The sequence below is a fragment of the Paenibacillus tyrphae genome, from assembly GCF_024158745.1.
GTDB classification, from domain to species: Bacteria; Bacillota; Bacilli; order Paenibacillales; family NBRC-103111; genus Paenibacillus_G; species Paenibacillus_G tyrfis_A.
Map to the genome: position 1 here is coordinate 55,188 of NZ_JAMZAW010000033.1, position 24,517 is coordinate 79,704.

Here is a 24,517-nt window from a genome sequence, read left to right on the forward strand (position 1 = left end):
AGCCTTTTTAATCTTCCTCTTGCTGACGGCAGCGGAGGGAGCTATCATGGGGAGGCGCAGCAACGGGGATATCGAAGGATATCGACGTTCCGAATCCGTGCTTGCTTTTGATCGTAATGCCATAGGGCTCCCCGTAACTTAATTTCAGCCGAATGTTGGTATTAAATAGACCGATGTGTCCGGGCGATTCGCTTCCTTCGCTAAGCAGCCTCCGGATCTCCGCGAGACGGTCTTTTTCGATCCCCATGCCGTTGTCGGTCACGGAAATTCTTAAACGGTTCCCTCGCAGCATGATTTTGATTCGGATGACAACCCTCGTTGTCGTTTCCTTGATTCCATGATAAATGCTGTTTTCTACGAGAGGCTGCAGGAGCAGTTTAACGATTTTAAAGTGTTGAATCTCCTCGTGATTCCCTTTCCATATGACCTCAAATTTGTCCTTGTGCCGGAACTTCTGAATTCGGATGTAGCTTTGCGTATGGTCGATTTCCTCTTGCAGCGTGACGGTCTGTGCCGGGCTACTTAACGAATAATCCAATATATGAGACAGATTCTCGATCATCTCGGTTCCTTGGTTCGGTTTGGCCGTGAGCTTGAATACTTCCCAATAAATCGCATTTAACGTATTGTACAGAAAGTGCGGATTGATTTGCGATTGAAGGGCAAGCAATTTCGCAGCCTGGAGCCGGTATTTTTGCTCCGAAAGCTGCACCTTCAAATAATTTTGTTCGATAAACGTCGTTAAAATATTGTGAAGAATATAGCCGTACTCGTCCTTAACGGCGACCGGGAGCGGGGGCAGCGACTTGCCTCGGACGGCCGAGTCGATTATCGACATCATGCTGGATAGCCGATTATAATTCAGCGAGGTAAAGTAATAAGCCAGCAGCATGCTGACGACGAGGGAGACCAGAAGAAGAAGAAGGGTTGCGGCGCTTAATTGGGTAGGCACGCGGAACAGCGATTTTTTCGGCACGATGGAAAAGTACTCCCAGCCGTAACGGTTGGAATTGACTTGGTTAACGATAAACGAATCGCTATGCGACTGGAGAGCAAGCAGACTTTCTTTTGCATGGTCCGCCTGCGCCTGCACGATTGGCATCTGCTTCAAGTCGTCCGGCATGCTGCTGCTAAAAAGAAGCTGTCCTTTTTCATTGAATACAAGCACGCATTGTTCGGAGGAAACCGCAAGCGAACGAAGGATGTCTTCGATGTAGCCCCTTGATAAATTCAGCGCGATCATACCGTCTCTGGTGTGCAGCCTCCGGTAAACTGTGACAATCCGCTTCGCGTTCTTTTCAAAGCTGTACTGCTTTATATTTCGCGGCTCCGTCCAGATTTCCGCCTTCCCGTCATGATTCCTGTAGCCGTCGTACCAGCCGGTATCCCAATAGCTGTTCAGATTCGCCACTCCGACATTGGACGATACGAACAAGCCATGATCATTCCGATAGTAGACATAAATGGAGTGGATATACGGCCTGGCATTGGCGGGAGCGTTCAAGAACGCTTGAAGCATTTCACCGGGAACAATATCCTCGTATTTCGGCAATTGATTTTCCAATAGGTTGCCTAAGACATTATTGATTTTCGAATTATTGTCAAGCGTTAAGATGAGGGAGTCCATCTCATTTAACATTAGCTCCAAATTTTCTTTGATCTGATTCAACTGGTTGATATGGCTGCTGCTGATTTCATTTTTGATGTAGCTTTGCAACACGGCAATGGATAGCGAGCCGAGCAAAATCATAGGTACCATAATTGGAAGGAGAAAAACGGCAAGGTTTTTGAGAAAAAAACGTTTTTTCATCGCCGGTTCCATTTACGGTTTCCGATTCCGGTAAAATTTCGGTGTCATCCCGAAATATTTCTTAAACGTCCGGGCAAAGTTGCGGGAATTGCTGTAGCCTACCAGTGAGCCAACCTCGTAGGTGCGATAGCGGACATCCTGCAGAAGCTCCTTCGCTTTCTGCATCTTCACCGTAAGAAGATAATCGGAAAAGCTGCACCCCGTATTTTTTCTGAAAAACTGGCTCAAGTAATTGGCATTCATATGGACAAGCTTGGCTGCTTCTTCAAGAGAAGCATGCCGGAAGTTGTCTTCGACAAAGCGTTTGACGATGGAAATAATTTTGCCGTTGTAGCTTTGTTCCGGCTCTTCATCGGGCTGATCGGGCGGAGCTTCTGCCGTACGCCAGGCTTGTTCGTCCAATTCCGCTTTGAGTGACGAGAAAGCGCTTACCAAATCCTTGTACTTAGGAGGCTTCACGATGTATTCCTTCACCCCCAGCGACAGAGCTTGCTTCGCATATTCAAACTCCCGGTATCCGCTGAAAAAGACGATCATAACGGGATGCTTCCTATCCTTGATCTCCCGAGCAAAGTCAATGCCGGACAGCACGGGCATATGGATGTCGCACAGTACGACGTCCGCCTTGCGCTCGCTGAGAAAGTCCAGCGCTTGTCTGCCGTTCTCCAACTGCCCGACGATTTCAAATCCGATGTCCTCCCAGGGAAAATAGTTGCTTATGGAGTTTCTTGTTTCGCTTTCGTCATCCACAATGAGCAATTTGTACATCGGCTTCCCCTGCCTTTGAAATTGGATTACATTTAAATATAATCTAATCCTTGTAAAATAGAAATAGCGAAAGGAAGCTGCGAGACGTATCTGCAAAATGGACTGTAAATCTGCATAAATGACTGTTTTTACTCGCTCTCGTCGGAATACTGCCGAATGGAAGAGACTTTTTCTCATTTGCGGTGTCTTTTGGACCGGTTGCGAGGGATGCTACAATCGGGATTGTAAGTGCTTACATATCCGAACGGTGAAGAGAGGAGGTAAGCTGTTGAACAACAGGATGGTTGGCAAAGCAAGCGTCGTCTGCTCGATGGCCGTTCTTGCTGCGCTCGCCGCCGGATGCGGTGCAGACGGTACGTCCGATGCCGGCGGTTCATCGACTCCGGCTTCCGCAAGCGGCGCCGACGCTTCGGCATCAAAACCGGTAACGTTAAGATTCATGTGGTGGGGCTCCGAGATCAGACACAAAGCGACGCTGGCGGCGATTGATCGGTACCGGAAAAAATATCCGCATGTCACGATCGAGGCGGAATATCAAGGCTACGAGGGATATCTCGATAAGATCAAAACGCAAATCGCCGCCAAACAGGCCCCGGATATTATGCAGCTGGATCAGACGTGGCTGGAAGAGCTTACGAGCAAGTCCGAGCCTTTGGCCGATATCAGCCGGTTGACAGAGATCGATACGTCTTCTTTTGACGAAAAGCTTCTTAAAGACTTTTCACTGTCCACGAGTAAAAAAACGGTAGGGCTGCCCATGGGAACGAACGGGTATGTGCTTATTTACAACAAGACGATAACCGATAAGCTGGGAATCGATACAAGCGGAGCTTGGGATTGGGACCGGGTGCTCGCTGCGGCCCAAAAAATCCGCGACAACAATCCGAAAGGCACCTTTACCTACTGTGTCGACAAAAGCTATCCGCCCATGCTGTTCGATATCGTGCATACGGAGCGCACCGGCGCAAGGCTGAAAAGCGGCGACTTAACCATGCCCTGGACGAAGGAGGAGCTGGTTGAAACCTATGCCTTGATGAAAAAGCTGGCGGATAACCATGTGCTGCCCTCGGCCGAAGAATGCTATGCTCCGAGCCAGGACCCGAACCCGAAATGGGTGAACGGGGATGCGCCTTTCATCATTGAATTTACGAGCCAGATTGCGAAATTGAAAGGACAAATCCCCAATTCGACCATAGGCATCGCGGCTTTGCCCCAGTTGAACAACGGCAAAGATCCCGGCACCTTATTAAAGCCTTCCATGGTGCTGTCGATCAATACAAACTCCAAGAGCACCGGCGAAGCTGCTAAATTCGTGAACTGGTTCTTGAACGACAAAGAAGCCGCCGCCATTCTCGGCGATGTCAGATCGGTTCCTGCCTCTGCAGCAGCCAAAGATTATGCGATACAGGCCGGAAAAATCGATAAGGACGTAGGCGCAGCGGTGGATATCGTGCTCAAACATCAATCGAAGGCGATTACGGGGCTTCTGAACAATTCGCAAATCGGAGCCGTGCAGGATGAAGTGCTCCAGAAATTGCTGTTCAACAAATCGACGCCCGAGCAAGCGGCCGACGATTATTTGAAGCGGGTCGGCGACAAGCTGAACGAATTGAAGGCGCAGAAGAAATGATAAACAAGTGCGGGTGAAAGCATGGCATCGATAACAAAGAACGGATGGAAAAGGAAGGGGAGCTATACCGGATTCCTCTATATTTTGCCTTGGCTGGCCGGCTTTATTGTTTTTCAGCTGTATCCTTTTCTTTATTCGTTCATCCTGTCTTTTACGGACGCGGGGCCCATCGGAGCTTATCGTTGGATAGGGTTGAACAATTACAGCCAGCTTTTTCGGGATGCGGATTTTTATAAATCGTTCTCGGTCACCTTCGCTTATGTGTTGATTGCCGTCCCCGTCAAACTCATTTTTGCGCTGCTGGTGGCGATGATGCTGAGTGCGAAGCTCAGATTCATCCATGTTTATCGTACCGTTTACTATCTACCGTCGATCTTGGGCGGCAGCGTGGCGGTTTCCGTTTTGTGGCGGGTGTTGTTTTTGCGGGACGGCATGGTCAACGCGTTTTTGGAGAAGCTGCATGTGCCGCCGGTTGATTGGCTCGGAAGTCCGGACGTCGCGCTATATACCGTAAGTATGCTGGCCGTGTGGCAGTTCGGATCGTCCATGGTCATTTTTCTCGCCGGTATCAAGCAAATCCCGCAGGACTTGTACGAGGCGGCTACGGTCGACGGCGCTTCGAAGGTCAGGAAATTTGTGACGATTACGATACCGATGCTGACGCCGCTCATCTTTTTTAATCTGGTCATGCAGACGGTCGGGGCGTTTCAGGATTTTACCGGGGCGTTCGTCATTACCGGTGGCGGACCGTTGAAGTCCACCTATTTGTACGCGTTGAAGCTTTACGAGGAGGCGTTTCGATTCTATAACATCGGGTATGCAAGCGCGCTGTCATGGGTATTGTTTGTGGTGCTGATGATCTGGACCGCGTTGATCTTCCAATCGTCGAGAAGCTGGATCCATTACGAGGACGGAGGCGATAAGTAATGGTGGCATCCGCACAAAAGATGACATGGATGCAGTTGCTTTATTACTTCTTCCTGACGGGCTTGGGCCTTGTGATGGTCTATCCGCTCATTTGGCTGCTGTTCGCCTCTTTTAAATCAAATTCGGAAATCTTCGGCAGTATTCATTTGCTGCCTAAAGAGTATGTCTGGGATTCGTTCCGCAACGGCTGGGAAGGCAGCGGGCAGTATACGTTCGGCACGTTTTTTCTCAATACGTTCATCCTCGTCATACCGACGGTCGTATTTACGGTCGTCTCCAGTCTGCTCGTGGCCTACGGATTTGCTAGATTCACGTTTCCGCTGAAAAAATTGTTTTTCGCTTTGATGATCTCGACGCTCTTCCTGCCGGCGGCAGTCACCGTCATTCCGAGATTCATGCTCTTCGGCCAGTTGGGCTGGTTGAACAGCTATTACCCGTTTATCGTGCCGGCTTTGTGCGGCGGCGGTCCGTTTTTTATTTTTCTGCTTATTCAGTTCCTTAGAGGGCTGCCGAAGGAGCTCGACGAGTCGGCGAAAATGGACGGCGGCCATTCGTTCACCATTCTGATCCGAATATTGCTTCCTCTCTCCAAGGCGGCGCTTTTCTCGGCGGGCATTTTCCAGTTTATTTGGACATGGAACGATTTTTTCGGCCAGCTCATTTATATCAACAGCGTAAAAAAATTCACCATATCGCTGGCTTTGAGAATGTCTCTCGATGTTGCGGCTTCCGTGGAATGGAACCGGATTCTGGCCATGTCTTCGGCAGCGATGATTCCCAGCGTGCTGCTGTATTTCTTCGCGCAAAAATATTTTGTCGAAGGCATTGCGACGACCGGATTGAAGGGATAGTTAACGGGGAGGTAACGTATGAAAAACAAAAGAATGGTTAGCCTTGTTCTGATATTAGCGTTAATAGCAACGATGCTGCCGACCGCCATGGTGTTTGGGGAAAGCACGCCGGATATCGCAGGAGCACGCGCGGATACGGAAGCGCCCACAGCACCGACGGGCCTCAGAGCCGGGGAAATTACCGATACGGCCGTCGTTCTGAACTGGCTTGCCTCCAAAGATAATGAAGGCGTGATGCAGTATGAGATCAGCTATGGGACGAAGACAATACTGACCGAGAACACGAATGTGACGATTCCGGATTTGCTGCCGGATACCCCCTATGCGTTTCAGGTCAAAGCCAGAGATGCGGCCGGCAACCTGTCGGAGGCGGCTTCGTTAAACCTGGCGACCAAGCGCAGCCAGAACGATCATGCCAAGTCGGATTGGCAGGAATTGCAGAGTCTCGCTCCTTCCCGCATGACAGGCGTTTATACCAAATTGCCCGGCGGTTTTAAAGGGTATGCGGACGGTCCGCTGCTGGGAAATGGCGATATCGGCACCGTGTCGGGCGGTACGGCCGATTCGCAGACGATTTATATCGATAAAAACGATTTTTGGATGAAAAGCAGCAAATTGGCAGTCGGCGGAGTGACGATAACCAATAAAGCGCACGACACGAGTTCCGCCCCGTCCTATCGTTATGAGCAGGATATGTTGAATGCGGAAGTAAGAGCGGACGTGACCTTGAAAAATGTCCAGCTCAAAATGAAAACGTGGGTCGATGCGAACAGCAATTTGGTAATAACCGAACTTCGGACGCAAGCCGCCGTACCCGTTCCGTTAACGGTTGACGTATGGGTTCCGGAAGCGGCCGACAAGCCGTTTAAGTCGGGGACGGATGCCGCCCGCGGCGTGTTATGGGCCGCTCGCGAAAGCTCCGCGAACCAAGCGCCGAAGGAGTGGATGTCCAGAACGGTATTGGCCACGCGACTGCTCGGAGCGCCGCTTACGGACTTCCGTTCGTCCGGCGGCAGGGCACAAGCCGAATTTATTATGCAGCCGAATACGACCGTAACGCTTGTCACGCAAGTTAGCGGCGGGGGCGGGGAAAACCCGGACGTTCCCGAAGCGGCGAGCTATTTGAAATTAGCTCAATCCAGGGTCATGGGAGCGACACCGGCAGCGATTGCCGCGCAGCATGAAGCGCACCTGGCATGGTGGAAAAACTTCTGGCTCAAGTCGTATGTGGTTACGAACGACGAGTGGTTCGATAAATATTATTTCGGAGCTTTGTATGCGCTGGCAGCGAGCAACCGGACGGGCAAAGCAGCCCCGGGCATTTTTGGCAGCTGGGTTACGAACGATTCGCCGGGGTGGGGGGCGCGGTACTTTTTGAACTATAACTTCGAGAACCCGTACTGGGGCGTGTTTTCCAGCAACCGGCCCGAGCTGGCGGACGCCTATTTCGATCAGGTGCTGGGCTATGTGCCTTACGGCATCAACCGCACGCATGAAGCGGGATACCGCGGCTTCTCGACAACCCGGTCGTTAGCGAGGCCGTACGGCCCGGCGACGATCGGATGGGACCCGACCCGTATTCCGGTTAGTCCGGTCGCTCCTGTGAAAACCAGATCCAAACTGAACGACCAATTGATGCTGGGAGCGTATTTGGCTACAAACTTTATCAACCATTATACGTACACGAAAGATAAGGAGTTTTTGCGAAACAAGGCTTATCCGTACCTCCTCTCGCTTGCCGATTTCTGGGAAGATTACTTGGTGGTGGAGAACGGCAAATATGTCATCAAGGACAGCGCGCCGCGTGAGGCAAACGAGCACGACGACAACTCCATTCTGGACATCGCCATGGTCAAATTTTTGATGAAGGGGCTTATTACGGCAAGCCGGGATTTGGATGTCGATGCCGCCCGGCGTGCCAAGTGGCAGGATATTATCGACAAATTAGCCGCTTATCCTACGTTCGTATACTCCGTAACCGGAAAAGAAGTGTTCAAAGAGTCCGATTCTTATATCGACAGCAAGACCGGTAAACGGATTGTCAATCCGGGACGACCGTTTATCGGGGGGACGAATGTGAAGGGGCCTTGGCATGCCGTGATGACGGGCTTGTTCTGGCCAAGCGATGAGATTAATTTGAGCACGACTTCGCGTTTGAAGCAGATCGCGCTGAATACGATTGAGGCATACGGTTCCTGGGAACAGACGAATTCGTTCGCCATGCAATTTCCGGCGGCGGTGCGGATCGGCTACGATGTGGACGAAGTATTGTCCAATTTCAAAAAAATCATCAGCTCCAGCAATAGCAGCTCCTTGCTGATGCGCAACAACCTGACGGTCTACCAAAAAGGCGGCGGCATCGAGACATCCGGCAGCGTGGAAACCATTAACGCCTTAATGCTGCAAAGCTATTTCGACGAGAGCAGAGGAAAAGACGTGATCCATCTGTTCCCCATGCTGCCGAAAAATAAGTATCCGGAGGCGCATTTCAGACAACTGCGGGCCAGAGGAGCATTCGTGGTATCGAGCGCACTTCATGGAGGAGCGATCGCTGACGTGAGACTGACCAGCGAAAAGGGCGGTACCGTCCATATCGTGAACCCGTTCGGCGCCGGTCAAGTTCAGGTGGTGAAAATAGACGGTACGAGCGAGGTTCCCGTTAGGGTTGACCAGGCTCAGGGACTGATTACGTTCCAAACCGAAGCGAGTGCGACTTACAAGCTGCGTGCGAATTAAAGGAATGAGCGAGCCCCCTTCGAGGGGGTTTGCGAGTGTTAAGAAAGTGGTCAATTGAGATAATAGAGGTTACGAGGGGGTGGGGTATCCATTTCCGACCGCTGTTGTCATCGGGAAATTTTGATTGGAAGCCGCTTGTTAGCGGAAATTTCCCGAAGACAAAGGCGGCCGCTATCGCTTCTCCAATGGATACCCCACCTCCGTATGTATCTCTATTTTTGTGAACGGCCACTTTCTCAACAAGCTTAAGCCCCCTTCGTGGGGGCTTCTTTAGTAAGTAAAGATTTTTCTATACAAAGTAATAGGTTTATTGTATATTTAGGATAATAATGGATCAGTTTCCAATGAAACCATTCCTTTACGGAGGTGTATGAACACAACAAACTCAATTTTTGACGTGAAGTACAGGGCTCTGACGATCGGTATTATTTTGGTCCTTACGACTGTAGCATTCGAAGGGCTGGCTATTACGACGATTGCCCCTAATCTGGCACAAAGCTTACAGGGCATCCATCTCTACGGCTGGATCTTCAGCGCCTTTTTATTGTCTCAAATTATAGGCACCACCGTCATGGGACAGCAGATTGATAAGCGCGGCGTTTTCAAATCCATTCTTGCGTCTTTCGGTATCTTTGTTCTTGGTATCGTTATTGCGGCTGTTTCATTCAATATGCATATGCTTATCGTTGGAAGAGCCTTTCAAGGCTTTGGGGCAGGCGCCCTCATCACATGTGTCTACACCAGCGTTACACTAAGCTATCCCGATGCCCTTCGAACGAAAATTTTAGCTGCATTCTCCATGGCCTTTGTTCTGCCCTCATTAATCGGTCCCTACGTGGCAGGACTTATAGCTGCATATATTTCTTGGAGATTTGTTTTTTGGATCGTTCTGCCTTTGATTGTGCTGGCGTTAAGCTTAACGTTTCGTTCTTTTCGAAATCTGCAAAACCTGCAAGCTCAAATGACATCGGCCCCGAAAGACAGTTCTAAAGAAATGCACGCCATCGTACTGGCCATTGGAACAGGATTGCTGTTAACCGGATTGGGTATGATTTCCGATTGGAAAGGAATTGTACTTTCTATTGTTGGCGGACTCATCATGATTCCCTCTTTACGAAAGCTGCTTCCTCAAGGCACCTTTTCGGTAAAAAGAGGCTTGCCGGCAACCATGGCTTCCAGAGGGCTGTATGTTGCCTGCTATTTTGCCACGGAGAGCTTCGTTATCTTGGCTCTAACCGAAGTGAAAGGCTACTCGGAAGAGCTTGCGGGTCTGATTGTGGCCGCAGGAGCCTTAAGCTGGTCCGCCGCAGCGTGGCTGCAATCCAAGCTCGATGAACGAGACCGCGGTCATGGCAGAAAGAGCAGGGTAATTCTCGGTATAGGGATTATGATCGTTGGAGTAACGTTCGTGATAACAGCCATCGTATTTTCAGGCGGCGGGGTTGTCCTCGTGCTGCTTTCGCAAATCATTACAGGATTCGGCGTAGGATTAGCGAATCCGACAACCGGAGCTATTGCATTACAGCAGGCCCAGGCAGGGAAGGAAGGAGAGATATCCGCAACGCTTCAATTCGTTGATTCGTTTAGTATCGGATTGAGCATCGGAGTAAGCGGCGCTCTGATCGCCCTAAGCGAGACGCTACAATGGGGGATATTTGCCGGAGTTATGATGGCATTATCTCTCCAGTTAGGTTTCGTGCTTTTAAGTTTAGTGACATCCTTTAGGATTACAACCCGGGTTCAAGAAAGCCCTCACCCGCTTAACGAGACGGAGACGAAGCTTCCAATGTAATTACGGCTTCATTGCAGAATGCGGGGAGACTCATACGATTTGGAGGTATAGAAGATGGCTCGTGTGTTGGTTGTCATTACTCCGGCGGAAGGTCACGTGAATCCGTCGCTGGGATTGGTCAAGCAGTTGACGGACAACGGCGAGGAAGTTGTCTATGTATGTACGGAGGAGTATCGCGCCAGAATTGAACAAACCGGAGCCCAGTTACGGACTTATCCTTTTCCCGAAGACGCTTTTTCCCATGATCCGGTATTAAAGCCCGCGGAGTATAAGCATCCTTATCAGTTCGTCTATATGATGGTCGGCGGGATTATTCGGAAGATCGTTCCGGAAGTTCTGCGGGTTACGGCGAATGAAACGTTCGATTATTTAATTTTCGACTCCTTGATGGGCTGGGGAGGCACGATCATTGCGGAAAAGCTGGGCATCCCTGCGGTATGCTCTATCGCTTCCTTTGCTTTCGTAGAGCCTTTGGGGACGGATCAAGGCTTGGATGAAAACCGTGCGGACGTAAAGGAGCTGTATGAGGCCACGATGAAGTTGACGCGGCAATTAGCCGATGAATTTCAAGTGCGTGCCCCGGCTATGGGTGAGATTGCCAGACATGCGGGGCGATTAAAGCTCGTTTATACAAGCCGCTATTTTCAACCGCAAGCGGAAAAGCTGGACGATAGCTTTATTTTTGCCGGTCCTTCGATCGTACCGCGTCAGGATGCTCCGTCTTTCCCGTTCGAACAGCTGCACGCCCGACATCGTCAGACGGTTTACATCGCAATGGGCACCATCTTAAATAAAGACTTGGATTTCTACAAGCTTTGCTTTGACGCATTTGGGGATTTACCGGTCACGTTCGTCTTATCTTCAGGCAGATATACGGATATGACACCGTTGAAGGATCGGATTCCCGACAATTTTATTGTACAGCCCTACGTTCCGCAGCTGGAAATGCTGCAGCATGCAGACGCTTTTATTACCCATGCGGGAATGAACAGCACAAGTGAGGCCTTGTATTACAATGTGCCTCTGGTGATGATTCCGTTAACTTCGGATCAGCCTCTTGTGGCGAAGCGGGTGGAAGAGCTGGGAGCGGGCATTGCTTTGGATAAACATAACCTCACCCCCGCTGCTTTGAGAGCTGCTTTAGCAGAAGTGCTGAGCAATCCGGCTTATAAGCGGCAGGCTCATGTCATCGGCGAATCTTTACGCCAGGCCGGCGGCTATAAGCGAGCAGCCGATGCCATAACGAATTATTTTGCCACTATCAATAGATAAAAGAGAGGTCCGCTGGTCCGCTTCGCGGGCGGACAGCGGACAACGTCTGCGGCTTGCCATCAGGGAAAAGAACAAGAAGAGGCTTTTCACCCGAATCGTTTCCTGTATAATGGAATGAAAGCAGTTACAACTGCTATGGGAAACATGCGGGGGGCGGGCCAATTGCGTCGATTAGGAATTCGTATCAACAAACATAGCGTGATCGTCACGTGGCTCATTTCCTACATTTCGGTGCTGCTTGTTCCGATTATGATCAGCGCGATTCTATATGCCGCCACTTGGCATGTGGTGGAAACGGAAATCAACCGCGCCAACGAATCGATGCTCCGGCAGATGGAGCAGGCGATTGACGGCAATCTGGCAGGGATCGAACGGTTAAGCCTGGAAATTGCGTTGAACCGGCGAGTAGCCGGATTTATTAATGCGCAGCAGCCGCTTACGGACAGCGACTATTACGATTTGGTCAGTATCGCGGGCGATCTGCGGGTGTATCAGGTGGCCAACGATTTTGTCGAGCAGATCTACATTTATTACAAAAACAGCGATACCGTATTGTCGGCCCGGGAACATATCGACAGCCGGGCGCTGTACGGGAAATTGCGCGAGAACGACGGGACGAGCTACGAGGAATGGAAGGCGTACTTCGACAAGCGGTACATTCAGGAATACGTTCCCGTTACGATGCGCGGGGATGGCGAACCGGTCAAGGCCGTCATGTACGCCAAATCGGTCACGCTCGACCATACGGATCAGCCGGGAGCGGTGATACTGTTCGTCATCAAGGATTCGAAGCTGCTGGACAATATCGCGCCCGCCAATCAAGCTTCGATCGCCGTCGTGGACAAGCAGAACCGCTTGGTCGCCTCGACGGGCTTCGACCATAATCCGGTTACACCGGGTTACGACCGTCTCACGAACAAGCATGGCCTGTTGTATGAGACGATCTCCGGCAAAGAGGTTGCCGTGTCCTACACGACGTCGGACAGCACGGGCTGGAAATACGTTTCGATGATTCCCGCCGAGCTGTTCGACGACAAGATGAAAACGATGAAGCTGCTCATTTACTCCAGCATTGGCCTAAGCCTTGTTATCGGCGGAATCGTGACGTTCTTGTTCTTGCGAAAAAATTACAATCCGATCAGCGTGCTGATTCGCAGCCTTTCCGTAAAGTCGGGCATTTCCTTCGACGAAGGGTCGAACGAGTACGGGTACCTGGAGGAGGCGCTCAATACGACGTTTGCCGAGAAGGAGAAGATCGACCAGCGGCTTCGCCGGCATCGCGACGCCATCCGTTCCCATTTGTTCCAGAGTCTGCTGAAGGGCAGGCTGGAGCAAAATGTTCCGGTACACGAGTCGCTCGCTGCCCACGATATCCGGCTGGCTTCGCCATACTTTGCCGTCCTTCTGTTTCACATCGATCATTACGGCAAGCTGGATTCGTCCGGTTATCCCGATCCCCGGATGGGCAGGCTGCTGCATTTTATCATCATGAATGTGGTGGAGGAAGTGGCCGGCAGCCGCCATCACGCTTTCACGACGGAAATGGACGATATGCTGGCATGCATCGTCAATTTTGGGACGGAGCCCGATGAGGAGGAGCTGCAGCGAATCGCGGCCCAGGTCAAGTCGTTTCTGCTCGACCATTTCCATATCCGCCTGACGGCAGCGATCAGCGGCATCCATCAAGAGCTGTACGGGATTCCGCGCGCGTATCAGGAAACGCTGGAGGCGCTGGAATACCGCCTCGTGATGGGGAGCGGGGAAATTATCCGTTACATCGATCTGCCCGGTTCGGATACGGCGCAACCATCCGGCAGCTACTACTACCCTTTGCATGTGGAGCAGCAGCTGATAAATTTCGTCAAGACGGGCGACCACGAGAAATCGAGTGCGATGATCGACGAAATTATCGGTATCAATGTCTCTGGCTCGTCCCTGTCCGTACCGCTGGCCAAATGTCTCATGTTCGATATGATCAGCACGCTTCTGAAAACGATGGACGAAATCGGCGCGGGAAGCAAGCGGGATTTCCTTGAGCGGGTCAATCCGGTGGACCGGTTGACCGGCTGCGAAACGATCATGGAGATGCAGGTGCAGCTTCGCGAGGTGCTGGGCGAAGTATGCCGCTTGATCCAGGAGGAGCGCAGCCAGGAGCAGAGCAGTCTGCTGAGTCAGCAGATCCTCGCCTATATAAAGGATCATTACTACGATGAAAACCTCAACATCTCGATGCTCGGCGAAGCGTTCGGGTTGACCCCGTCTTATTTGTCGAAGCAGTTCAAGACTCAGACGGGCAAGGCACTGCTCGATGTAATCAGCATGACCCGGCTGGAGGAAGCGAAGCGCTTGCTTCCGGATGCTAAGCTGTCGGTTGCGGAAATCGCCAGAAAGGTCGGATACGCCGACATCAACACGTTCAACCGGATTTTCAAAAAATTCGAAGGCATTACGCCGGGAAAATATAGAGAGCTCTAATAATAGCTGGCCCGTCCAGGAAAAGCCGTTCAAGCATGCTTGCGCGGCTTTTTTCGGTTTTTGAATGGGGATTGCAGAAAAGCATGGCGCCATACTGCCGTTTTTAACGGTGGAGTTTCGATTTTGAATATAGCCTTCAAGGTGCGCTTCGTAGCATAATGGCCCTAAGGTGCAGCAACCCGGAGTGCACACTTTCTCAACTTATAGGGGGATTCGCATGAAACAAAGCTCTGCCGGTAAATCGTTTCGCGCTGCGGCATGCGTCGTCTTGGCTTCCAGCCTAATCGTCGCATGTACCAAACAGAATAGCGGGGATGGCCAGAATACGCCGAAAACACCGGCACCGTCATCGGAAGCTGGACAGTACCCGATCCAAACGAAGGAAACGTTGACCTCGTGGGAGCAGATCAATACGAACCTGATCACCTTCGTGCCCAACCTGGGCGAATCGCCGTTCGGCAAACAGCTGGAGAAGGAAACCGGCGTGAAAGTCAAGTATGCGCATCCGGCCGACGGGCAGTCGAAGGAGCAGTTCAATCTGCTGATCGCATCGAACAAATTGCCGGACGTCATCGAATACGATTGGAACAGCTCCTATCCCGGAGGAGCGGAGAAGGCGATCGCCGACAAGGTCATCCTGCCGCTCAACGATTATATTGACAAGTATGCACCCAATCTGAAAAAGCGGCTGCAGCAGGACAAAGAGCTGGACAAAATGGTGAAGACGGACAGCGGCAAATATTATGTCTTTCCTATGATCCGCCCCGACAACGGGCTTGTATTCCGTGGGCCGATGATCCGCAAAGACTGGCTGGACGAATTGAAGCTGCAGGTGCCGACGACGATTGACGAATGGTACACCGTTTTGAAAGCGTTTAAAGAACAGAAGGGAGCGTCGGCTCCGTTCTCCTCGCTGTACAGCAACGAGTTTAATATTCAAGACGCGTTCATCGGGGCCTACCGTACGGCTAACCGGTTCTATATCGACGATCAAGGCAAGGTAAAGTACGGACCGATCGATCCGCAATTTAAAGATGCGCTTGCTCTTCTCCGGAAATGGTATGCGGAAGGGCTGATTGATAAGGATTTTGCCTTGAACACGGATTCGAAGACGCTGGACAACAAAATGTTGGGTGAAAATTCGGGGGCCACGGTCTCTCTGCTCAGCGGCGGCATGGGCCGTTGGATGGAAACCGGGAAGAAGAAAAATCCGAAATTCCAGCTTGTTGCCGCACCTTATCCGACCTTGAAAAAAGGGGAGCGGGCATTCATCGGACAGCGTGATTTCAAATACAATCCGTCCGCCAGCAAAGCGGTAACCGTCGACACGAAGCATCCCGAGCTGGCCGTCCAATGGCTGGACTACGCTTTCAGCGAGAAGGGCAGCCTGCTGTTCAACTTCGGGATTGAGGGCGAGAGCTATTCGATGAAGGACGGCGAACCGCAATTCACCGACAAGATAACGAAAAACGAGAAATATAATCTCCAGCAAATGGTATCTCAATATACGAAGCCGAACGGACCGTTTCCGGGAGACAGCCGGAAAAACTTCAACACGTTCCCGGAGCAGGATGAAACCATAAAGATATGGTCCGAAACCGATGCCGCCAAGCATGTGATGCCGCTGTTCATTACGCCGACAGTGGAGGAGAGTAAAGAAGTAGCCAAGCTGAATACGGCGATCGCGAGCTACAAGGAAGAAATGTTCGTGAAATTTATTATGGGTAAGGAACCGATAGACAAATTTGACGATTACGTGAAGCAGATTCAATCGATGGGGATCGACAAGGTGACGAAAATTTATCAGGAAGCGCTAGACCGGTACAATAAACGATAATTCGGGCTTGGAAGGGAGAGAGAACATGAGCGCCATGAACCCGGAAACGACGATCGCCGTTATCCCGAAGAAACGTGCGGGCATCGGCCTGCTGGTGGATATCCGGAAAAATAAGCTGCTGTACGTCATGCTGCTTCCGGTGCTGCTCTTTTACGTGATATTCCACTACGCTCCGATGTATGGGGCCGTTATCGCGTTTAAAGATTTTTCGCCCCGGCTTGGCATAGGGGAGAGTCCATGGATCGGCTTCGAGCATTTCGAGACGTTTTTCACCGGGGCTTATTTCTGGAGAACGATCAAAAATACGCTGCTGATCAGCTTCTACGAGCTGCTGTTCGGCTTTCCGGCGCCGATCGTGCTCGCCCTGCTGCTTAATGAAGTGAGACATACATTATTCAAGCGCACGGTGCAGACGGTCACTTATTTGCCGCACTTCATCTCGCTCGTCGTCATTTGCGGCATTGTGAAGGACTTTACATCCACCGACGGTGTCGTTAACGATATCCTCGTCTACATGGGGGGAGAACGTCTTTCGCTGCTCCTTGAGCCGGATATGTTCCGCTCGATCTATGTCTCTTCCGGGATATGGCAGCATATCGGCTGGGGAACGATCATCTTTTTGGCCGCCTTGACCGGCATTGATCCCGAACAGTACGAAGCCGCCAGGATGGACGGCGCCGGGCGGTGGAAGCAGATGCTGCATGTCACGATTCCGGGCTTGATGCCGACGATCGTCATCCTGCTTATTTTGAACATCGGACGGCTGATGAATGTCGGATTCGAAAAGATCATTCTGCTGTACAATCCGGGCACGTACGAGACAGCCGATGTCATCTCGTCGTATGTGTACCGGGTCGGTTTGCAGGATTTCAATTACAGCTTCAGCTCGGCGGTCGGGTTGTTCAACTCCGCAATCAATTTCATTCTCGTGATCTTTTCCAACTGGTTGAGCCGCAAGCTGAACAATACGAGCTTATGGTAAAAAGGAGGAACAGCCGATGCTGAACCGGCGCACCGTTTCGGAAAGATGCTTTGATGCCGGCAATGTTGTCTTTTTGACTTTGCTGATGGCGCTCACCGTTTATCCCATCGTGTACGTCGCCTTCGCTTCCGTCAGCGACGCCGCGAGCTTGATGGCGCACAAAGGAATGCTGTGGAAGCCGCTCGGATTTTCGCTCGAGGCGTACGTGAGCGTGTTTAACAATCCAATGATACTGAAGGGCTACGTGAATACGCTGTTCGTCGTCATCGTCGGCCTTGCGTTCAATCTGTCGCTTACGGCCTTCGGGGCGTATGCCTTGTCCCGCAAAAGCTTGCGCTACCGCAAGCCGCTCATGCTGTTCATCGTCTTTACGATGTTCTTTAGCGGAGGACTGATTCCGTTTTATTTTACGGTCAAAGGAATCGGGCTTGCCGACTCGCTATGGGCGCTTATTATTCCGCATGCGATCAATACGTTCAATCTGATCATCATGAAAACGTCGTTCGAGGCGATCCCCGACAGTCTGGAGGAATCGGCCAAGATCGACGGGGCGAACGATTTCGTCATCCTGTTCCGTATCATGCTGCCGCTCTCTATGCCTGTCATCGCGGTCATGATGCTGTATTATGGCGTCAGTCACTGGAACTCCTGGTTCCATGCCATGATCTTCCTACAGGACCGGTCGCTGTATCCGCTGCAGCTCGTGCTACGCGAAATTTTGCTGCAGGGCGAAGCGAGCTCGATGGCCGTCGGCGCGACGGATACCGATGTGGCGATGCTGTCGGTTACGCTGAAATACGCGACGATTATCGTCGCGACGGTACCGATTCTTTTCGTGTATCCGTTCCTGCAAAAGTACTTCGTGAAGGGCGCGCTGGTCGGCGCAATCAAAGGATAAGGAGCGGAACCCGCAGCATGAATGGTAACGAAACGGAAAATGTCCGCCTGGAGCTCAATTGGGAGCAGTTTATGGCCGATAATGATATGGAATGGGTCGTCAAGCCCGTTAGCTGGGACGAAGGGGCCTTTATCGGCAACGGGCTGATCGGCGCGATGATTTATGGGGAGGAGAATGCGAAGAAGCGGAACGTGCTGCGGTTCGTTGCGGGCCGGACGGACGTGACGGCGACCCGGACGGACACACCAGGTTTCCGCCCGCGCGTACCGGTCGGCGAGCTCGACCTGGAGCTGGAAGGGATGATTTATCATCCGACTTCGATGCGGCTGGATTTGTGGAATGCCGAGCTGCGCGCCGTATTGACGACGACCCGCGGAGAGGTCCGGGTTAGGGCATTCGCCCACAGTGAGGCGGAAGTTATGGCCGTCGAGCTCGAAACGACGGAAGGGGAAAAAGGAGCGCGCTTGGCGTGGTACGCGAATTCCGAGGTGGACCCGGTGCTTAAGCATGCCGACGGCATCAATATGAACCAGTACATTCCGGCGGAAGAGGTTGACAAAACGACGGGGAACGACGGGATATGCTTCTCCGTCCAGCGGTTTGCTCCGGGCGAAGGCTGCGTCACGGCATGGAAGGAGGCGCGGGCCGCCGGAGGCCGCCGCAGCATCTGGTATGTCAGCATCGTCAACGGCCATGACGAGAAGGCGAAGGAACAAGCTGCGGCTGCGGTGAGGAAAGCTTCGGAGAGCGATTTCGGCGCGTGGGTCGACGCGCATCGCCGGTGGTGGCACCGGTATTACCGGCAAAGCTTCGTTTCGATCCCGGACGGGCGGCTGGAAAGCTTTTACTGGATACAGATGTATAAGCTGGCCTCGGCCACGCGGGCCGACCGGCCGCTGATCGACAATCAGGGACCGTGGCTTGCCCCGACGCCTTGGCCGGGGATCTGGTTCAACATGAACGTGCAAATGAGCTATTCGCCGGTCTATGCGGCGAACCGGCTGGAGATCGGGGAATCGCTCGTGCGGGCGCTCGAAGAGAACAAGGAGCATTTGATCGGAAACGTGCCCGAGCCGTTCCGGCACGATTCGGCGGGATTGGGCCGAAGCTGCAGTTTTGATCTGAAAAGCGAAGTGGACGACGAGGTCGGCAACCTCGCCTGGATCTGCCACAATGTTTGGCGGCATTACCGGTACTCTATGGATGACGAGATGCTGAGAAACGTGCTGTATCCGATCTTGCGAAGAAGTATGAATTATTATTTTCACCTGCTGGAAGAAGAGGAAGACGGCAGACTGCATTTGCCGCCGACCATTTCCCCCGAATACGGCTCGTTTATGCGGACGAGGGTGCGCGATTGCCATTACGATCTGGCGCTCATTCGCTGGGGCTGCGAAACGTTGCTGGCCATAAGCGAGCGGCTGGGGGAAGCGGACCCGACGTGCTGGAAATGGCTGCACGTTCTCGACCGGCTGGCGCCGCTTCCGGTGGACGAGACCGGCTTCATGATCGGCCGCGACACGCCGCTTGCGTACGGCCACCGGCATTTCAGCCACCTGCTCGCCGTCTTTCCCCTGCACCTGATCGGCTGCGACAGGGAGGAGGACCGGGAGTTGATCGCTACCTCGCTTCGCCATTGGATCGGTAAGGAAGGCGATTTGCGCGGCTTCAGTCTGACCGGCGCGGCCTCCATTGCCGCGACGCTCGGTTGGGGGAATGAAGCGCTTCGCTTGCTGCAAGCGCTGCTGCTGATCATCAAGCCGAATACGATGTACAAAGAAGCAGGGCCCGTCATCGAGACGCCGCTCGCGGGAGCGGAGGCGATTCATGACATGCTGCTGCAAAGCTGGGGCGGGACGATCCGCATCTTCCCGGCCGTCCCGGACGAATGGCGGGATGCGGCGTTTCACGATCTGCGGGCCGAAGGTGCTTTTCTCGTCAGCGCCGTTCGCAGGGACGGCTTCACCCGGTTTATTTGCGTGAGAAGCTTGGCCGGGGAGCCCTGTATTGTCCGGACCGGGTGGACCGGCGTCGTCCGGTGGCGGAAAACCGGAACTGACGCTGCTGAGGCGACGGTCGACTTGGGAACGAAGGAAGCAGACATCGTATTGGATTTGCAAAAGGGAGAGGAGGCGATTCTGTATCCGGACGGCGAGTTCCCGGATCTGCGCATACGGCCGGTATCACCGTCCGGAAGACCCGTCCGTTATTTCGGCGGGCACAAGCCTTGGCGGCTTTACGGCTTCCCGTTCTGAAAGGCCGGAAATTGAAGATTTTAATGATCTTTTCGGCATTTTGAAGATTCCTTTTGCCCCGCTTTTCTTTGTAAAATGAAACCGGAGTGCACTCTGCAATTTAAAAAAACGAAGGAGCGATGAAATGATAAGACGAAAAAAGCTATTTACGGTTTTGGCATGCGCTTGCTTGCTTCCTGCGCTTGTTCCTGCCGCACCCGGTTACGCGGCGGATGCCAGGCTGCCGGTTCCGGCGTCTGCCGTAACGGCGAGTAATGACGACGGCAACGTGCCGGCCAATGCTGCGGACGGCAATCTGTCCACGCGCTGGTCCGCCAGAGGCGACGGGGAATGGATCAAATTCGATCTAGGCGCCAACAAGAAGGTCAGCTATATGAAAATGGCATTTCTCAACGGGGATACCAGAACCTCTAAGTTCGATATTCAAACCTCGACCGACAATGTGAGCTTTAAGACGGTGAAGGCAAATGCGGTCAGCAGCTTGAATGCGGGCCTGCAAACCTTTGATTTTCCTGATGTCAACGCGGCCCGGTACGTAAAAATTATTGGGCACGGGAACTCGGTTAATGACTGGAACAGCTACACCGAAGTGGAGATTTATGGGGAGGGTGGCGAAAGTGGCCAAGGTGTGCCGGTTTCCACCTCTGCCGAGCTGACTGCGGCCATTGGCAAAGCGGTTCCCGGCACGACGATTGTGCTCGCCGACGGTACCTACACGCAGGATGCTCCCTTCGTCGTGAGCGGCAAGAACGGCACGGCGAACAGCCCGATTACGATCAAAGCGGCAAATCCGGGTCAGGCCGTCATTTCCGGCGGGGCATCGCTCAAAATTCAAAAATCGTCCTACGTTACGATTGAGGGCTTGAAGTTTACGAACACCGGCAACACGGCGCTCTTCTTGGACGGCTCCAACAATATTCGGGTGACCCGAAATCAATTCGCTTTGCCGGCAACCGGAAAAGACTTGATCTGGCTGCAGGTGAGCGGAGCGAACAGCCATCACAACCGAATCGACCATAATGATTTTGGTCCCAAGAACGACACGAATCCGCTTATTGCCTACGAAGGCGACGGCAAGGGGAACATCTCGCAGTACGACGTGATCGAATACAACTACTTCCATGATGTCGGCCCGTGGGTAGACAACGGCAAGGAAACGATACGTCTGGGGCTATCCAAAGTCTCGTTGTCCAACGGGTACAACACCATTCAATACAATCTGTTCGAGAACTGCGACGGCGAACCCGAAATCGTCTCCGTCAAAAGCAGCGGCAACACGGTCCGCTACAATACCTTCAAAACCTCGAAAGGGGGACTAACTTCACGGCACGGCCATAACAACGAGTTTTACGGGAACTTCTTCCTTGGCGACGGCGTAGAAACGAAGCAATCGGGAATTCGGGTGTATGGCAACGACCATAAAATTTACAACAACTACTTCGAGAAGCTTACCGAGACGGCCATCCATCTCGATAGCGGCAGCTTTGACGGCGGCACCGGCGGGTATCCGCCCAATCCGACGGGCGACCAATTGAAAGCGCATTGGAAAATTTACCGCGCCCAAGTCGTCAACAATACGATCGTAGGCAGCAAGGCGGGTATTGTTATCGGGTCAGGGAAGGCATACGCTCCTCAAGACAGCGTCGTGGCGAACAACATCGTGAAAAATTCCACGGGGACGCTTTATAACGAAGCGGCCACCAGCAACACCGTATTCGAAGGCAACCTCGGGTATGGCAGCACGCTGAGCAATAAATCGAGAACGGCTGCGGAGATTCGTAACGCCGACCCGATATTTCAAACCGTGAACGGATTGCAAAAACTATCCTCCGCCAGCAAGGCGGCGATTGATGCCGCAGTTGGAACGTACAGCTATATCAAGGAGGATATGGATGGCGAAGTTCGCTCCTCCGCCCATGATATCGGAGCGGACGAATACTCCACGGCTTCGTCCTTCAAGAATCGTCCGCTGCAGAAGACCGACGTGGGGCCGGACGCGCCATAATTTCAATTTTACATTCGCAGCAGAAAAAAGAAAAAGTGCCATCCCCGCGGGGAAAGGCACTTTTTCTCGTCCAGAGCCACCTGGTGGCAGGCTTACTTCGAAATGTAAAAGGCGTTATTTTCAAACTTTGTCGTCAAGCCTAAGTCCTCGACAGCCAATTTCCAGGTCATCGGGAAATAGGTTACATCATTTAATATAAGCAGCGGATACGCTTCTGTCGAGTTGTCAAACCAGGCATCGTTTACAAATACGTTGAAATCGGGAAGCTTGGCGTACAGCTTTGCAGGCGGGGAGCCCAGGTCGACATTCAGTTTGGCTGCTTTGTTGGCCGTCTTCCGGATCACAAATTGCCGGGATGAGCGCTTGCGATCGATGCGATCGATGAGAACGTAAGACTGAACAGAGCAATCCCTAAAACGGCATGAGACAATTGCATCAAGCCAATTTGATCCATGATGAAATAGATTCAATCACGTGACGGGTTTTCACAAATCATTCACACACAAACCGTGAAAAAGTTATCATTTGCATGAATGTGATACGATTTAGGAGAAATCAACTTTTTAACCAAAGGATGGTGGATGTAATGAAACTGAATCATATCAATTTGACGGTCACGGACGTGCCCGCCGCTCAGCAATTTCTGGAAACTTATTTCGGACTCAAGCCGATGGACACGAGCGGAGATGCGCGCGGCAGTTCATTCGCGGTGCTGTTTGACGATAACGGAATGGTGATCACGTTAATGAAAGGAGCCGAGGCTCAGTACCCTAAGACGTTTCATATCGGCTTCATCCAGGAGAGCGAAGAGAAGGTGAATGAGATCAATCGACGCATGAAGGACGACGGATTCGATGTTAAGCCGCCGCAAAGGTCGCATGGATGGACGTTCTATGTGAAAGCTCCGGGCGGTTTTACCGTCGAGGTTCTCGCTTAAGTGAAGCTGCGATAAGGGAAAAGCACGAGCCGGCCGGAGGCACAGTCCTTCAGCCGGTTTATTTTATTCCAGCTGCAATTAGTTTGTACGGGGATGTACGGCCTATGGTTTTGTCGAATAATGTCATAAAATATATATCTTTCGTTTCAGTTCTCTCTTGCGGAAACAGGACAATAGACGGATATTTTATCGATTTATAAGTCTATCGGTTCAAAAACGATGGTATAACTTGTCATCGGAATCGTTTGAATGGAATAATGAAAGGGCCGTACCGGGAGCTTCGGACCTCTTGGTGGAGGACGGAACGGTTCTGCATGTATGACTGCGGTTTGAATGAATAACGAACAAGAGGAGCGAACAAAATGACGGAGCTGGAAGACCGATTCGAAGAGGATGGAAACGAACAAGAGGAGCAGGATGATTCCGGCTTTGCCCGGGTTTATATGGTGGAGCTGCTGTACAAGACGAAGCCGGAGCTGTCCCGCGAGGCGCTGTACGCGAAGATGGAAGCCTATACGGGGCAGGTTGACGTTCCGGATGATGAGGATACCGAGGACGAAGAGGACGAGGCCGATGTTCCCGGTCTTGCCGTCTGGGAAGCGGAAGATCCGGACCCAAGCAACGAAACGCTGATGTTTTTCCATCTTAACTATAAAGTCGCTTATGCGGAAGGCGAACTTCCGGCGCAAACGTGCATATTCCGGACCGATGAGGAGACGAAGCCGGAAAAGTACGAAACAGCTTTGCAGCAAGCGTGGGATTGGCCCGAAGCCCGCGAGACGATGGGAGCATGCCGGCATTCCGTGCTGCTTACCGATTTCTGCGCCGCAGGCCTTCCTTATAAAGAACGGCTGGAGCTGTTCCAGAATGCGCTGCGGGCTCTGCTGGAGGTTGCTCCGTGCGACGCCCTCTATTGGAGCGCTAGCGACAAAATCGTAGATCCGGAGCAGTACCAGAGCGCTCTCGCGGAAGGGCAGACGCTGTATGGAGCGATGAACGTCAGATTTTATAACGTTCAGGGCAGGGGAGCTGAGCGCCGGGAGTTTTTGATGGACACGACCGGTCTTGCCGCACTGGGACTGCCGGATCTGCAGTGTCATTTTTACGATATGGAGCCGGGAGAAGTCGCCTCTGTCCTGGGTGATCTCGGCTATTACCTGTATAACCGGGGAGACGTCATTCAGGACGGCGAGACGGTTGGTTGGACGGAGCAGCAGCGCTGGCGCTGCGAGCATCAGTATGCACTGGCGGCGCCACGCCGTTACGTGCTGGACTTGGATCCGGGCGAGCCTTACTATGCCGGCAGACAGCATCACGACGAAAACCGATAATGCGGGAGGCG

17 protein-coding genes are annotated in these 24,517 nt (G+C 52.3%); 14 read left to right on the forward strand and 3 right to left on the reverse strand.

Features of this window, described 5'->3' with window-relative positions; genetic code table 11:
• Positions 1–7: 7 nt before the first annotated feature.
• On the reverse strand, positions 8–1,759 hold the full coding sequence (locus tag NI000_RS32630) for a cache domain-containing sensor histidine kinase (RefSeq protein WP_253415496.1): 1,752 nt from the start codon (positions 1,757–1,759) through the stop codon (positions 8–10).
• A gap of 63 nt (positions 1,760–1,822) precedes the next feature.
• Entirely contained in the window at positions 1,823–2,578 is a 756-nt protein-coding gene (locus NI000_RS32635) for a response regulator transcription factor (protein ID WP_253415497.1), read from the reverse strand.
• Between the two features lie 268 nt (positions 2,579–2,846).
• On the opposite strand from NI000_RS32635, the gene NI000_RS32640 reads away from it, so the two are divergent.
• The 12 genes from NI000_RS32640 (at position 2,847) to NI000_RS32695 (ending at position 22,238) form a co-directional block, all read left to right on the forward strand.
• Complete coding sequence (locus NI000_RS32640) at positions 2,847–4,208, forward strand: ABC transporter substrate-binding protein (protein WP_253415498.1); 1,362 nt, start codon at positions 2,847–2,849, stop codon at positions 4,206–4,208.
• A 21-nt stretch (positions 4,209–4,229) separates the two neighbouring features.
• The gene (locus NI000_RS32645; RefSeq protein WP_253415499.1) at positions 4,230–5,135 is read left to right on the forward strand and encodes a carbohydrate ABC transporter permease; all 906 of its coding nucleotides are present in this window, start codon (positions 4,230–4,232) and stop codon (positions 5,133–5,135) included.
• Complete coding sequence (locus NI000_RS32650; protein WP_253415500.1) at positions 5,135–5,986, forward strand: carbohydrate ABC transporter permease; 852 nt, start codon at positions 5,135–5,137, stop codon at positions 5,984–5,986. The genes NI000_RS32645 and NI000_RS32650 overlap by 1 nt, the downstream gene beginning before the upstream one ends.
• An 18-nt stretch (positions 5,987–6,004) precedes the next feature.
• The gene (locus NI000_RS32655) at positions 6,005–8,722 is read left to right on the forward strand and encodes a glycosyl hydrolase family 95 catalytic domain-containing protein (RefSeq protein WP_253415501.1); all 2,718 of its coding nucleotides are present in this window, start codon (positions 6,005–6,007) and stop codon (positions 8,720–8,722) included.
• Between the two features lie 370 nt (positions 8,723–9,092).
• Positions 9,093–10,514, forward strand: a complete 1,422-nt coding sequence (locus NI000_RS32660) for an MFS transporter (protein ID WP_253415502.1) — start codon at positions 9,093–9,095, stop codon at positions 10,512–10,514.
• Between the two features lie 54 nt (positions 10,515–10,568).
• Entirely contained in the window at positions 10,569–11,786 is a 1,218-nt protein-coding gene (locus NI000_RS32665) for a macrolide family glycosyltransferase (protein WP_253415503.1), read from the forward strand.
• Between the two features lie 162 nt (positions 11,787–11,948).
• Positions 11,949–14,261, forward strand: coding sequence for a helix-turn-helix domain-containing protein (locus tag NI000_RS32670; RefSeq protein ID WP_253415504.1), 2,313 nt, complete (start codon positions 11,949–11,951; stop codon positions 14,259–14,261).
• A gap of 217 nt (positions 14,262–14,478) precedes the next feature.
• Positions 14,479–16,098: an extracellular solute-binding protein gene (locus NI000_RS32675; protein ID WP_253415505.1), complete on the forward strand. Its 1,620-nt coding sequence runs from the start codon at positions 14,479–14,481 to the stop codon at positions 16,096–16,098.
• 25 nt (positions 16,099–16,123) lie between these two features.
• A complete protein-coding gene (locus NI000_RS32680; protein WP_253415506.1) occupies positions 16,124–17,080 on the forward strand; it encodes an ABC transporter permease in 957 nt (318 codons plus the stop codon).
• Positions 17,081–17,096: 16 nt separating this feature from the next.
• Positions 17,097–17,978, forward strand: a complete 882-nt coding sequence (locus tag NI000_RS32685) for a carbohydrate ABC transporter permease (protein ID WP_253415507.1) — start codon at positions 17,097–17,099, stop codon at positions 17,976–17,978.
• Between the two features lie 17 nt (positions 17,979–17,995).
• Entirely contained in the window at positions 17,996–20,233 is a 2,238-nt protein-coding gene (locus tag NI000_RS32690; RefSeq protein WP_253415508.1) for a glycosyl hydrolase family 95 catalytic domain-containing protein, read from the forward strand.
• A gap of 124 nt (positions 20,234–20,357) precedes the next feature.
• Positions 20,358–22,238, forward strand: a complete 1,881-nt coding sequence (locus NI000_RS32695) for a chondroitinase-B domain-containing protein (RefSeq protein ID WP_253415509.1) — start codon at positions 20,358–20,360, stop codon at positions 22,236–22,238.
• A gap of 92 nt (positions 22,239–22,330) precedes the next feature.
• Here NI000_RS32695 and NI000_RS32700 read toward each other — a convergent pair whose 3' ends face one another.
• Entirely contained in the window at positions 22,331–22,582 is a 252-nt protein-coding gene (locus NI000_RS32700) for a hypothetical protein (RefSeq protein WP_253415510.1), read from the reverse strand.
• A gap of 242 nt (positions 22,583–22,824) precedes the next feature.
• On the opposite strand from NI000_RS32700, the gene NI000_RS32705 reads away from it, so the two are divergent.
• Both NI000_RS32705 and NI000_RS32710 read left to right on the forward strand, forming a co-directional pair.
• Positions 22,825–23,175 carry a VOC family protein gene (locus NI000_RS32705; protein WP_253415511.1) on the forward strand — a complete coding sequence of 117 codons (351 nt, stop codon included), beginning with the start codon at positions 22,825–22,827 and terminating at the stop codon, positions 23,173–23,175.
• A gap of 362 nt (positions 23,176–23,537) precedes the next feature.
• Positions 23,538–24,506, forward strand: a complete 969-nt coding sequence (locus NI000_RS32710) for a DUF4261 domain-containing protein (protein WP_253415512.1) — start codon at positions 23,538–23,540, stop codon at positions 24,504–24,506.
• Positions 24,507–24,517: the final 11 nt, after the last annotated feature.